General features: G+C 67.8%; 5 protein-coding genes and 3 pseudogenes. All 8 read right to left on the bottom strand.

Annotation, left to right across the window (positions count from 1 at the left end; translation table 11 throughout):
• Positions 1–46 precede the first annotated feature (46 nt).
• Positions 47–1,996 (bottom strand): annotated as a pseudogene (locus ACFWM2_RS07445) (beta-L-arabinofuranosidase domain-containing protein); the annotation flags it as partial.
• 327 nt (positions 1,997–2,323) lie between these two features.
• Positions 2,324–2,893, bottom strand: a complete 570-nt coding sequence (locus ACFWM2_RS07440; RefSeq protein ID WP_383274247.1) for a SigE family RNA polymerase sigma factor — start codon at positions 2,891–2,893, stop codon at positions 2,324–2,326.
• A 259-nt stretch (positions 2,894–3,152) separates the two neighbouring features.
• On the bottom strand, positions 3,153–5,435 hold the full coding sequence (gene yicI, locus ACFWM2_RS07435) for an alpha-xylosidase (protein WP_383273945.1): 2,283 nt from the start codon (positions 5,433–5,435) through the stop codon (positions 3,153–3,155).
• On the bottom strand, positions 5,432–8,332 hold the full coding sequence (locus ACFWM2_RS07430) for a glycoside hydrolase family 3 C-terminal domain-containing protein (RefSeq protein WP_383273943.1): 2,901 nt from the start codon (positions 8,330–8,332) through the stop codon (positions 5,432–5,434). Before ACFWM2_RS07430 ends, yicI begins: the two co-directional genes overlap by 4 nt.
• A gap of 324 nt (positions 8,333–8,656) precedes the next feature.
• Complete coding sequence (locus ACFWM2_RS07425) at positions 8,657–9,664, bottom strand: LacI family DNA-binding transcriptional regulator (protein WP_383273941.1); 1,008 nt, start codon at positions 9,662–9,664, stop codon at positions 8,657–8,659.
• Between the two features lie 166 nt (positions 9,665–9,830).
• Positions 9,831–10,079: pseudogene (locus ACFWM2_RS07420) on the bottom strand (cellulose 1,4-beta-cellobiosidase); the annotation flags it as partial.
• A gap of 358 nt (positions 10,080–10,437) precedes the next feature.
• Positions 10,438–11,688, bottom strand: a pseudogene (locus tag ACFWM2_RS07415) (immunoglobulin-like domain-containing protein); the annotation flags it as partial.
• Positions 11,689–12,000: 312 nt separating this feature from the next.
• Positions 12,001–14,067 (bottom strand): RICIN domain-containing protein, encoded by a 2,067-nt coding sequence (locus tag ACFWM2_RS07410; protein ID WP_383273939.1) that lies wholly within the window; start codon positions 14,065–14,067, stop codon positions 12,001–12,003.
• Positions 14,068–14,097: the final 30 nt, after the last annotated feature.

Here is a 14,097-nt window from a genome sequence, read left to right as displayed (position 1 = left end):
GCCGGCTCCTTCCCAGCATGAGCGGGACAGGCGGTGCGGTCCGTCGTCACGGCACGTAGGAAGCGTTCCTCGCGGTGTTCACCACCTTCGCGCCCTCCCCGGAACTCAGCCGCCCGGCGGTCACCCAGGAGTCCACCGTGCTCTGGACGCGCTTGACGAGCGCGCTCTTGTTCGTGAAGGGAGCGGCGGACCAGATCTCGTCGAGCAGAGTGGTGCCGTCGGGTCTTGCCGGGTTGGTGACGCCTGAGTCGGTCCTGCCGAAGACCACCTTGGGCTCGGCCCGCTGGAAGTAGGCGTGCGTAGGGTCCTCGCCGCCCTCGAAGAAGGGCGCGAACTCGACGCCGTCGAGCGTGTAATGGAGCGGCTTACCGGACACAGGGGTGAGGGTGGGCAGCAGGTCGCCGGAGAGGGCGGCGTTGCGGTACAGCCCGAACGGGAGCAAATCCTTGCGGGTGTCTCGGGCCACCAGGTTGACCGGCCCATAGAACAGGGTCTGTTCAGTCTGCCTGTCAAGGGCCTTCTCGACCCTCAGCCGGAACGGGATGGCCACACGGACGGTGTCTCCGTCGCGCCAGGTCCGGTCCACGGAGTAGTAACTGCCGGGGACGGGCACCGACTTCACCTTCTTGCCGTTGACGGTCACCGTGAACCCGCTCTTCGCCCAGGCGGGTACGCGCAGCCGCAGACCGAAGGCTGCGGTGCTGCCCCGGACCGTGAGCGTGGTGCCCTGCTCCTTCGGGTAGTCGGTGGTCTGCGTGACGCTGACGCCCTTCTCGGCCCAGGTCAGTGTGGACGGACTGTAGAGGTTGACGTACAAGGCGGTGCCGTCGGTCCTCCTGAAGTACACCGAGTCCTGGTACTTCGTGGCGCTCTCCATGCCCGTGCCCTCGCAGCAGGTCGTCCCCGCCTTCGGCGTGTAGTCCCGCACATGGCCGGGCAGCAGGCCGATGAAGTACGTGACGAGCGGCTTCTCCGCGTCGCCCTTGTCCTGCTTCGAGCCGAGGACCTGGTTGTACAGGGCCCGCTCGTAGTAGTCCATGTACCTCGGGTCCTGGTCGTGGAAGAACAGCATCCGGCTCAGCTTGAGCATGTTGTACGCGCAGCATGTCTCGGCGTTGGTGTCACTGAGCGTTCCGGCGATGACGCCACGCGCCTTCCAGAACTCACCGGTGCTTGTGCCGCCGATGCCGTACATACGTGTAGGGACGACCATGCCCCAGAAGTTCTTCGCGGCGCCGAGATAGCGCTGCTCCCCCGTCTCCTCGTACAGCCGGAGCAGTCCGGTGAAGATGGGGATGTGCTGGTTGGCGTGGAGTCCGTTCAGGGTGTCGTTACCCGCGGCGCAGGCGTCGATGAGTTTGTCGAGGTTGAAGAGGTGTGCCAGCGCCAGGTGTTGGGCCTTGCCGGTGATTCGGTACAGATCGCAGATCGCCTCGACGATCCCGCCGAACTCGCCGCTGGAGAAGATGCCCCACATCCGCTGCAGGGTGCTCTCGGGCAGCTTGGACAGCCGGGAGTACATCCAGTCGCACATTCCGGACGCGAGGTCCAGCGCCCGGGAGTCTTTGGTGTGGACGTAGGCGTCGAGAACGCCGCGCAGGATCTTGTGCGCGGTGTAGTACGGCGCCCAGACCACGGAGTAGTCGCCGCTGGTCATCGACTCCAGGGTGATGAACTGTGTCTCCGGGTACGCAGCGAGAAAGCCTGGGTGGCTGGGTCCCGCCCAGGTGCGGCGCAGGGTGGCGTGCCGGCCGCGGCCCGACGAGTCGGCGAAGGTCCCTCCACTGGTCTCGTCGAACCGGTACGAAACCAGGTCGCCGGCGCTCGCGGACGACTCGGCGGCCGGTTTGCTCTGCAGTCCCGCGATCTCGGTGGCCGTCAGCGCCCGCGACCAGAAGTTGACCTCGTCGTAGACACCGGAAAAGACCGGGTCGGAGGAGAAGTTGGACCGGCCGAGCCAGTTGTTCTTCAGTGAGCCGAGTGCCGCCGGGTAGAGGAGGCGGCTGAGCGATCGGGCTCGGGGGTGGCCGTGGGACGGTCCGGTGTGCTCTCGTCGGCGGGGGTTGTTGCCGCGGTCTGTGTGTTCGGTTCGGCGCTCCGGATGGCAGAGGCGATACCGTATCCGCCGATAGCGAAGACACCGGCGACCGCGGCCGTCGTTCCCACGATGCGCAGCCAGGGCGCCACAGGGCAGCGGGCGGCCGCTTCCGCTGCCGCTCGCGCCCGGTCCTGCCGTGCTCGACCCGGGCGAGCATCCGTTGTTCGCGGTCGGGCCGGTGGGCGGCGGCCGCTTCCCGCAGCCGCCTGCGCAGCTCGTCGTCCATCAGCCCCTCCCTTCCGCGTCTCCGACGGTTATCCGAATGCGCGGCAGAGCCGGCTGCGGCCCGAGCAGGCGCTGCAGCTCCGCCATCCCCTTGAATGTCTGGCTCTTCACCGTACCCACCGAGATTCCCAGGGTCTGCGAGACATCCTTCTCGGAGAGGTCGAAGGAATGGCGCAGCACGACGCAGGCTCTCTTACGGAACGGCAGTCTGCGCAGCGCCTCCTGCACATCGATCACGGCGGCCACGTCCGGGCCCTCGATCTGCTCGTTCTGACCGGACCAGAAGAGCGTGACGCGGCGGCGCTCGCGCACCGCGCTGCGGATACGGCTGCGCGCCATGTTGGTGACCACGCCGCGGGCGTAGGCCGGCGGGTGCTCGGCGGCGCGTACCCGGTCCCAGCGGTGCCACAGGGCGAGCAGCGCATCGGCGGCCAGGTCGTCCGCGCCGTCGGCGTCGCCGGTCAGCAGGTGGGCGAGGCGGGCCAGGGCTGCATAGTGCTGCTCGAAGAAGGTGTGGAACTCCGTGGCGGCGTCGGCGGCAGCCTCGGCGGGCGCGCTTGTCCGGCGCATGGGCCCCCTCGATGACTCACCCGGGATCGCCGATTCACCCTTGTGGGGTTTCTTGGGCACCACTTCGACCTGCCGGCGCCCTGCCCGCTCGTCCACACCGTCTCCGTAGCCAACTCCGTCGACGACGTCCGCATCTGGCCAGCCCATTGCGACCGGTATATCGAACGTCGTATGTAACCCCGAACGCGGAACATAGAGGCCCAGCGTTTCGCGGTCAACCATCCGGAGGATGCTGGTCCAGTACGACCCATTCGTTCGCTCACTGGCCGCTCCGGTCGAGTCGCACCACCACCTCCCCCACACCCTCGGAGGTCGCGCGCCCACCCAATTCCCGGACAGTGAAGGGCTTTTGCGTGCCGGTTGCCCTCACCCGCAGCTCGTCGTCGGCGCGGATCACGCGGAAGACGGCCGCAGGTTCGCCGTCGTGACCGGGCACAACCCGCTCACCCTCCTGCGTGTCCCGGGTGACCAGGAGCGTGAGGCCCGCCAGCCAGTCACTGTCGGACCGCTCGGTGTCGGCACCCCACGGCAGTGCAGCACCGGGTCGTACGAACAGCGGCAGGCTGTCGAAGCCGTGCACCTCGTGGCGCCACCCCGGGCCCTGGACCGCCTCGCCGGTCAGCAGATGGGTCCAGGTCCCTTCGGGAACGTAGAACTCGACCTCCCCGCTGATGGTGAAGACGGGCGCGACCAGCAGGTCGGGGCCGAGCATGTACTGACGGTCCAGCGTGCGGCATGCCGGGTCGTCGGGGAACTCCAGGACCATGGGGCGCATCATGGGCACGCCGGTGGTGTGGGCCTCGACAGCGACGCTGTAAAGGTAGGGCATCAAGCGGTGCTTGAGCAGGGTGAACTTCCGTGCCACAGCCACTGCTTCCTCGCCGAACGCCCAGGGCACCCGGTAGGAGACATTGCCGTGCAGGCGGCTGTGCGAGGAGAGTAGACCGAAGGCGAGCCAGCGTTTGAAGACCCCCGGGTCGGGGGTGCCCTCAAAGCCGCCGATGTCATGGCTCCAGAAGCCGAAGCCGCTCAGCGACAGCGACAGGCCGCCGCGCAGCGACTCGGCCATGGCTTCCAGGGATGCGAAGCAGTCGCCGCCCCAGTGCACCGGGAACTGCTGTCCGCCGACCGTGGCAGAGCGGGCGAAGAGCACCGCCTCTCCCGGGCCGCGCTCCTCCTCCAGGAGTTCGAAGACCGCCTGGTTGTAGAGGTGCGTGTAGTAGTTGTGCATCCGCTCGGGGTCCGAGCCGTCGTACCAGGCCACCTCAGTGGGCACCCGCTCGCCGAAGTCGGTCTTGAAACAGTCGACGCCCTGGTCGAGCAGGCCGCGTAGCAGGCCCGTGTACCAGGTGCGGGCGGCCGGGTTGGTGAAGTCCACCAGGGCCATGCCGGGCTGCCAGAGGTCCCACTGCCACACATCGCCGTTCGGCCGCCTCACCAGGAAGCCGGCCGCCCGCGCCTTTTCGAACAGCGCGGATTTCTGGGCAATATATGGATTGATCCACACACTGACCCGTAGCCCACGCTCCTTGAGCCGGCGCAGCATGCCCTCCGGATCGGGGAAGACCTCCGGGTCCCACTCGAAGTCCGACCACTGATATTCGCGCATCCAGAAGCAGTCGAAATGGAAGACGCTCAGCGGGATCTCACGCTCGGCCATGCCGTCGACGAACGAGGTGACGGTCTCCTCGTCGTACGGCGTGCAGAACGAGGTCGTCAGCCACAGCCCGAACGACCAGGCCGGCGGCAGCGCGGGACGCCCGGTCAGAGCGGTGTAGCGGCGCAGCACGTCCTTCGGTGCCGGGCCCGCGACGACGTAGAATTCGATGGACTGGTCCTCGACGCTGAACTGCACCTGGCCAACCGACTCGGAGCCGATCTCGTACGAGACCTTCCCTGGGTGGTTGACGAGAACGCCGTAGCCGCGCGAGGAGAGATGGAAGGGGATGTTCTTGTAAGCCTGATCGCTGCTGGTGCCGCCGTCGGCCTGCCAGATGTCGATGCACTGGCCGTTCTTGATGTACGGCGTGAAGCGTTCGCCGAGCCCGTAGATGTATTCGCCGACGCCCAGGGCAAGCTGGCCGATCATGTGGTGGGCGCCGTCCGCGGTGGTGGCGAAGGCGGTGCCCTTCGCTTCGACCGCGGTCAGCCGCTGCCCGTCGGCATCGAGGAACTCCAGGTTCCAGGGTGCGGCGGCGTCCAGGCGGAGGGTGAGCGGGCCACTGGTCAGTTCGGCGACGGTGCCGTCGCGGCGGGCCTTGGCGAAGCCGGGGCCGGGCTGTGCGCCCGGCAGGTCGAAGTCGGGGCCACGGCGCTCCTTGCCCGCGTGGTGCGTGGCGCGGACGCCTATGACTCCTTCGGCCGGGGAGAAGCATTCGACGGTGATCAGCGGGGTGTTGAGAGTGTCTCCACGGTCGCGCACCCGGTGGACGGCCGCGTACGCCGTAAATCGGTCGTCGGCCATGCGCAGATCGCGTACTTCGATCGCGTACGAGACCCGCACTCCGTCACGCAGGAGCCAAAAGCCATCGGTGAACTTCATCGAGTGGGGTTCCTCGGGATCGGTGTGGCTGACTGGTCGGGGGCCTCGCCCGCTGCAGGCAGAGCAGCTTCGGAGACCGGGAAAGCGAGCCGCGCCAGCCGCACGGTGCCGCGCAGCCGCACCCGCAGGTTGTGTACCCCCGAGGCGGTGAAGGAGGCAGTGCGGGAGGTATACGCGTAAATCCCGGCTGTGGGCGGAACGGTGAGGGTGGCGCTCGCGTCCCCGGCGGTCAGCTCGACGCTCCCCTCGCCCGTGGCCACAACCGTGGCGACCCCGACACCGTCGCCGAAGTCACAGTCGTGAAAGAGGAGTTCGCCCTCCGCTCCCCCAGTCGCGGTCACGGCGTCGCCCGCTGACGTGTTGAGGTCCACGATGACGGTCCCCCGCTGCTCGTCGTACTCCACTGCTGCCATGCCGGCCCCCTGCATCGGCCTGGCGGCGATCGCGGCTCCGTCGATGGGGACCTTGGTGGCGCAGCGGATGTCCGCACTCGAGGCGCCGGCGATGAGCTCATAGGTACCGCTCGGCACGCACCACCGGCCGCGGGCGACATCCCACAGGCCCAGCTCGGAAAGGGGCAGGGAGAGTTCAACGCGCGCTGTCGCCCCGGCCTCGATGTGGATCCTGCGGTGAGCGACAAGCTTCCGCGAAGGGCGTACGACGGATGAGACCGGGGCCCGCGCGTAAACCTGGACGACCTCCCCGGCGGCCACCGGGCCGGTGTTGGTAACGGTCAGTTCGACACACACCGTGTCGCCTACCCGCTCGGCCGTCAGCTGCTCGTAGGCAAAGGACGAATAACTCAGGCCGTGCCCGAAGGGATAGAGCGGCACGCCGGTGAAGTACTGGTAGGTCTGGCGGGAGCCGATGATGTCGTAGTCGAGCAGGTCCGGAAGGTCGGAGTCGTCCGCGTACCAGGTCTGCGGCAGCCGTCCGGCCGGCGAAATGTCTCCGACCAGGATCCGGGCAAGAGCGGTGCCCGCGGCCTGGCCGCCGTGGGCGGTCCACAGCAGGGCGGGCAGTTCCGCGTGGGCGTCCGTGACCGCGTACGGATATGACGACACCAGGACGAGGGCGGTACGGGGGTTCGCAGTGCGGGCGGCGCGCCACAGCAACTCCTGATGCGGTGGCAGGTCGAGCGTGCTGCGGTCCTCGGTCTCGCGGCCGTTGATGTGCGGGTCGTTCCCGGCGAAGACGATCACGGCTTGCGCGTCGGCCGCGGCCTGGGCCACGGCTTCCTCGCCGCGCTCCACGACCTCGATCTCGAACATTTCTCCTTCGGCGGCAACCTTCAGGCCGTCGGCGGCAACAGAGACGTACCCATCCGTCCCTATGTGCTTGATGAGGAACCCGTTCCTGTGACGCTGCAGGCGGAAGGTCTCCTGGACCACCCAGCCGCCGGGTTCGTCGGTCGACGCCCGCACATACCCGTCGTCGGCGACCGACAGATACCGGCCGTCGGGCGCACGCAGCGTCCAGGCGTCGCCGCCCCAGTCGATCAGGGCGAGTTCGGTGGGCTCGCCCCCGACGGTCAGCGGCGGCAGATCGGTGCGCCCGGCCAGCAGTGCGGGATCGAGGGCTCCCTCAGCGCCGCGCACCGGCTCGGCCGCGTCGGCCGCGGGCACGCGGATGCCGCCTTTGGCGCAGCGCAGCCGCACCCGGTCGACGCCTTCGGCGAAGGTGACGTTCTGCGCTCCGAATCGCTCGCGTAGTCCGTCGAGCGGAGTGGCCCGGCGCAGCAGGCTGCCGCTGTACCAGTCGGTCTTACAGGTGTCGGCGAGCAGTCCGACCACCGCGATCCGGGTGCCTGCGGCGAGCGGCAGCATCCCGTCGCTGTTCTTGAGCAGGACCACGGCCTGCTCGGCCGACTCCTGCGCGAGGGCGCGGTGGGCGGGGGTGTCGTAGTCGCGCAGGGACGTGCTCGCGTACGGATCGCGGTCCGGGTCGAACTCCCCCAGCCGGAAGCGGACATGGAAGTGACGGCGTACCGCCGTGTCGATGTCCGACTCGGCGATCAGGCCCTGCTCCAGGGCACCGCGGATCCGCGCGGTGATCACCGATGGGTCGGTGCCGTGGTCGGTGAAGCTGTCCACTCCCGCTACGAGCGCGGCCGCGATGGCCTCCTCGTGGGAGTCGAAGTACTTCTCTGGGTCCACCAGATTGCTGGGCGCGCCCGCGTCGGAGCAGACCAGGAGCTCGCTCTCGGTCCAGGTGCGCAGGTGCTCGCGCAGATATGGCGATACGTGGTTGGGGCGGCCGTTGACCAGGTTGTATGCGGGCATCACCCCGGCGACCGAGCCGGCCTCGACGGCTCCACGGAAGGCGCGCAGGTCGTACTCGTGCAGGACCCTGGGGCGTATCGAGGAGGACGAAGTGTCCCTGGCGGTCTCGTTGTTGTGGGCGAGCCAGTGCTTGAGGACGGGGGCCGTGCGCCAGTAGACGGAGTGGTCGCCGCGCAGGCCCCGGGTGTAGGCGACGGCGATCGCGGAGGTGAGCACGGGGTCCTCGGAGTAGCCCTCCTCATTGCGGCCCCACAGCGGGTGGCGCAGCAGATTCACCGTCGGCGCCCACACGTTGAGCCCGACCCGGTCGTCACGGGAGCGCATGGCCCGCGCCTCGGTGCCGACGGCCGCTCCCACCCGGCGGACCAGCTCCTCGTTCCAGGTCGCACCCAGGCCGACCGCCTGCGGGAACACCGTAGCGGGGCCCATCCAGGCGACGCCGTGCAGGGCCTCCTGGCCGGTGCGGAAGGCGGCGATGCCGAGGCGGTCCACGGCGGGGGTGAACTGGTGCAGGCACGCGATCCGTTCGTCGAGCGTCAGCCGGCCAAGGAGATCGTCGATGCGCTTGTCGAAGGACAGCCCGGGGTCGCGGAAGGGTGGTGGTTTTTCGGTCACGGGCGGATCCCTCCGGCGTTGCGGGGACAACGTGCGAATCGAAGCGCTTCGATGCTGTGGGATGCAGACTTACCCTGTCAAGGGGAAGCCCTCCGGATCGCCTGGCAGCGCGCCCTCCGAAGGTGCTGGTAACTCTTCGATTGATGCGAAGAATTGAGAACGAGCCTTATCGCCGAGACCTGGCATCCATCTGGGCTGACCGAATGTCGAAGCGCTTCGATATATTGCAGGTACGTCACCTCACCTGCTGCAGAGAGAGCCAGCCAGCGGTCTCGGCCCCGTGTCCCAGCGAGCCAAGGGTTGACGTGATAGCCGCCGTGCGGGTCAGAGGGGGTTCTGCCCCGAGCTGGCTCGCACGGTCAGTTCCGGTGCGATCAGGTCGACGCCGTCCACGCCCTCGCCGGCCAGCTTGGCGATGATCCGCTCCACGGCCTGCCGACCCATCTCCTGCGCGGGGATGGAGACGGAGGTGAGGCGCACGGAGGCCTGCAGCGCCACCTGGTCGGGGCAGATCGCGACCACGGAGACGTCCTCCGGGACCGCCCGGCCCTGCTGGCGCAACAGGCCGAGCAACGGCTCGACGGCCGACTCGTTCTGGACGATGAACCCCGAGGTGCCGGGCCGCTCGTCGAAGACCCGGGCGAGGGTGTCCGCCATCGCGGCATACCCGCCCTCGCTGGGCCGGTGCAACATTCTCAGTCCCAGCTCACGGCTCTTTGCACGCAGCCCGTCCAGGGTGCGCTCGGCGAATCCGGTGTGGCGTTCATAGACGGCAGGCGCCTCGCCGATCACCGCGATGTCGCGGTGGCCGAGCTCGGCCAGGTGCTCGGCGCACAGCGCGCCTGTCGCCGCAAAGTCGAGGTCCACACAGGTCAGACCAATGGTGTCGGCGGGCAGGCCGATCAGCACGACGGCCTTGTCGCTCTCGCGCAGCAGCGGGAGGCGCTCGTCCTCGAGCTCGACATCCATAAGGATCATGGCGTCCGCGAGGCCACTCCCGGTGACCCGGTGCACGGCCGCGGAACCCTCCTCGCCGGTCAGGAGCAGCACGTCATAGCCGTAGGTCCGCGCCGCGGTGGTGATGGCGATCGCGATCTCCATCATCACTGGGACGTACATATCGGTACGCAGCGGCATCATCAGCGCGATGATGTTGGACTTGCTGCTGGCCAAGGCTCGCGCCCCCGCGTTCGGGTGGTAGCCGAGCTCCTGGATGCTGCGCTGGACCCGGTCGCGGGTGCCCAGCGAAATGGACCGCTTGCCGCTGATGACATAACTAACCGTGCTGGCCGAGACTCCGGCATGCTTGGCGACCTCGGCAAGGGTGACCATTTCCGCTCTCCCGGACTCGGCTGCGAATCGCTTCGACAGTCGCTGCTCTGACGTAACGGTGCAGCTAAGGCCTTCAACCCTAGTTCTGCGTCCAGGGGATGTCCAGAGGTGAGTCGAAGCGCTTCGACTCACCTCTGGACATCGGAACTTGGCCCCAGCTTAGGGACTACCGCGCCGGGTGTGCGTTCTTCATGAGTTCCTGGAAGGGGGCGGAGAACCAGTGCCCGCACAGCGGTGCGTCCGGCAGCGCCCCGGACATGTTGTTGTTCCGCGGATTTCCCACATACGTGGGGTCGCACATGCGGTCGAAGCCAGTGCCCTCGTCGTTCGGGATCTCCTTTCTGGATCCGTCGGACTCACCAGGTGGCTCCAGCCACACTTAGGCGTCGATGCCCGCGGCGGGCGCGGTTCTGGGCCCAGGCCGACATCGCACTGGCCATGGGCTCGTACGCGGAGCTCCTCGAGTAGCCCCGGCCGCGCCGCGTACCGGCGGGGCAGGTCTCCCTCCCGGAGGCCTGCCCGGCTCGTCCCGCGCGACCACCCTCCGCTCCCGGAAGGAACAGCCCCTTGCACTTACCCCTGCCCCGCCCGGCCAGAGCGCGACTTCTCCCGGCGCTCCTCACCCTCACCCTCACCCTCAGGATTCTCCGCCAAGTTCAGCGTGTTGACCTGAATTTGGAGCGTCAGGGGGTTCGCCTCAGTGGTGGCGACCAGGACGGTGGACAGGGGCCGCTGTTGCCTGTTCAGGCCGCTGACGTTCCTCAGTGACGCGCTGTGATCGACTCCGGGGCCGAGACCTCTGGAACGTACGCGCACCTCAGCCGGTCGTACTCCGCCCTGGTCACCGGCAGTACGGTGCCGTGCCGGGGGCTTGCCGGGAGCTCGAAGTTCTCGGATGTCGTCCACTTCCCCGAGTCGAGATCGGTGGTCTCGAAGGGGATGTAACCGCGGCCGCCGAACTCGTCGATGAACAGGTACCACTTCTCCTCGGAGTTCGACCTGAAGACCGTTGGCCCTTCACCGCTGTCGGTCGCACCCTTGCCGATGCAGTCGGCGATGAAGTCGTAGGAGACGGAGCGCAGGTCCTGCGACTTCTCCTCGGTGATGAACTTCGAGCAAGGGGTGGTGGGGGTGTTGCTCCGCTCGTCCTTGGTGAAGCGGTAGTAGGTCCCGTTGTCGCGGATCACCGTGGAATCGATCACCGAGTAGCCGGGGTCGTTCCACACCTTGGGCTCGCTGAACGTCCGGAAATCCCGGGTGGTCGCGTACAGCATCTTGTTGTACGTGTTGCCGGTGTGCTGCGGGTCATCCTCGGCGTAGATCTTGGAGGCCCAGAAGACGACGTACGAGCCGAGCTTGTCGTCGTAGTACGCCTCAGGAGCCCAGGTGTTGCCCGCTGTGTCCGGTGCGATCTTCACCAGGCGCTGATCGGTCCAGTTCACCAAGTCGGTGGATTCCCAGACCATGATCGACTTGCTGCCGGTGCGCTGCACCTGGTCCCAGTTGCCGTTCCCGTACATCCGCAGGTCGGTGGCGATCTGGTAGAACTTGTCGCCCTCGGGGGAGCGGACGATGAACGGGTCACGCAGGCCCTTGTCGCCGAGCGTGGAGGAGAGCACCGGCTTGCCGCCGTTCAGCTCCCGCCATTTCAGCGGATCGTTTCCGCGACTGAGCGCCATGCGGACCTGTTCGCCGTCCACGGTGCCCTCACCCGTGAAGTAGCTGAAGGCATAGCCGGTGTATTTCTGCTTTCGCGGCAGCTCGGCCACGGTGGCGGTGAAGGCGCGGGTGGCCCGGGCGTCGCCGCGGGTGACGGTCGCGGCGAGCCGCACCCTCTCCGCGCCCCTGCCGTGCTTGGGACGGTGCACGATCCCTGTGACGCCGATCACCGAGGGCCTGGCGGACCGCCAGCTCACAGCGGTCGAGCGGGAGCCGGTCGTGGGCAGGGTGAGATTCCCGCGCACGTCGTCGAGGTCGTGCACGGTGAGCGCACGGGCGGCCAGCGTGACGGCGGACGCGTCGTCATCACCGGCCGGCTCGCCGTGCGCGGACCAGCCGGGCACAACAAGTAGACCGAGAAGGAGAAGGAGCAGGAGGGTGAGGCTTCTTCGTGGGGCGTCGGGGCGCATCAACGTACTCCCGGGGCGAGTTGTTCTGATGGGTAGTGCTGTTCCTCTTGGAGCGGCTGCCTGGCCGCGGGCACCGCGCCGGCCGTCGCCGCGGTGCCCGCAGTGTTGTCAGTGCCACAACGCAGCGACTCCTTCGACATGCTCACCGCCGAGGGCGGCGGCCGGAAAGGTGGCGGCCATGTCCAGCTGCAGGTGCGTGTTGAGCGGCTACTTAGGCCGGGACCCGGTGTGGGCCGACACGTCGGACACCTTCCAGCGCTGGTTGGAGCCGGAGTTCGGCGTCCACAGCGTGACGGCGGCTCCGTCGTGCGTGGCCCGGCCGCCGACCTCGAGCAGCCTTCCGGTGGCGGCGTTGACGAGGGTCCAGGTGCCGTCGCCGGTCGTCGACATGATCCACTGGGTGGCGTTGGAACATGGGCCGGTGTCGGCCTCCAGCACCGGGACGCCGTCGCGGACGGTCAGGCGTTTTCCTTCTGCCGGGTTGGTGAACACGTACCGTTTCCGGTTGCCGGTGTCACCGCGGATCTGCCGCAGCTGCCACTGCTGGCCGGCGTCGGCCGCGTCCACGGTCCTGATGACGAGGCCGGTGCCGTTGTCCGCGACGGTGAGTGCCTTGCCACTCTCGACGCCGGTCAAGTCGTAGGTGTGGCCCTTCTGCAGCAGTGCGGCGTCCTTGGCGACACCGGAGACACCCTTGACGATGAAGGACGTCACCGACTCGGCCGGCACGGTGAACGTGACCTCGCGGTCGGAGAACCGGACGGGCTTCTGCCGTTCGAGCTTGCCGTCAACGCTGGTCACGACCGGGGTCGCGGTAGCCTTGCTGCTGACGTGACCGAACTTGGACAGGTCGATCGTGACCCTACGGGCGCTGGTGGTGCTGTTGACGTGGACGACCGTCGCCCGGTCTCCCCGCTTGGAGACGGCAGCGGCGCTCGAGGTGTCGTTGACCTTGATCAGCCGGTCACCGGGCTTGATGTAGTGGGTGAAGTTGCGAGCCGTGTCGAACTTGGTGTTGGTGTAGATCGGGCAGGTGGCGAGCGTGTCCCTGGAAGTGCAGCTGAACGGGAGCTGGATGCTCCCCCAGTTGCCGCCCTTGGGGAACTCCCCGCCCGGCTTCATGTTGTCGTAGTCCTCGACCGGCTGCCAGAACGCCCAGGCCTTCGGCTCGAGTTCACGCAGGTCGTCGACCATCTGCTGGGCCAGTCCGAGGCCGGGCGACATGTCCTCGAAGTCCTGCTCCTGCCCGTCGCCCCAGTCGCCTCCGACCTCGCTCATCCACAGCCGCTTGTCATCCGCCTTGGCGAGGTCGCGGACGCTGGTGCGGCCGTCGGTGCCATAGGTGTGGACATTCATCTGCTCGACGAGGTCCCGCACCTCCTGCGGGTAGGAGTTCCAGTTCTGCGCATAGATGTTGGGGTTGGTCTCGTCCATCGCGGAGATCTCCGCGCCGGTCCTGGACTTCTTGAGCGCCTGGGCGAGCGCGCGGATCACCTTCTGCTGGAGTTCGGGGCTCGTATGTGCCCCTTCCTGTCGCCCGCCGACGGGTTCACCGTCGGCCCCCAGACGGGTGCTCCAGTAGTCGGTGTTGGGTTCGTTGAACGGATCGATGGTGTCGACCTTGATGCGGTGCGCCTTCTCCAGCCGCTTCGTCGCGCCCGCCATATAGGCTGCGAAGTCGTCAACGGAGTCGGTCTTGAGCTGGTCGGTGGTCGCGTCGAAGCCGCCGGATACATAGCCGCTGGTCGTCATGAACCAGGGCGGTGAGTTGCTGAACGTCTCCCAGTGGTCGATGTCTTTCTTGATGCGGTCCACCCACCAGCGCTGGGTGGCGTCGGCGTCCGGGTTCCAGTCGCCCCGGTCGTCGGCGCTCCACCAGCCGGTGTCCTCACGGGTGGTGCCGGCCGGCGCCTTCCACCAGCCCTCGACCGCTCCCCCGGCCCGGAGGTAGTCCTTGACGTCCGGGGCGTTGCCACCGCCGATGTTGTAGCGGGCGATATTCAGGGCGAGGCCGTCGTCGTCGAAGAGGAGGTCGGCGAGCTTCTCGCGGATCTCCTTGGGGTAGTCGCCGGTTGCGTTGGCGAACCAGACCAGGCTGGTGCCCCATCCCTCGAATTTCTCGTGCTTGTACGAGGGGTCGGGCTGGACGGTCACGGAAGCCGCTTCGGCCGCGGGTCCGGCTTCGGCCGGGGCGGTAACCAGGGCGGCTCCAGTGGCCAGGGCGGTGATGCCGACTGCCCCTAGGAGGCGTCGCGTACGGGTACGGCGTGCCATCGTGTACTCCCCACTCATGTGTGCTCGCTT

The organism is Streptomyces sp. NPDC058371, from assembly GCF_042723265.1.
Lineage (GTDB): Bacteria > Actinomycetota > Actinomycetes > Streptomycetales > Streptomycetaceae > Streptomyces.
The sequence above is the reverse complement of the archived record's forward strand: the minus strand, read 5'-3'. Positions and strand labels throughout refer to the sequence as shown.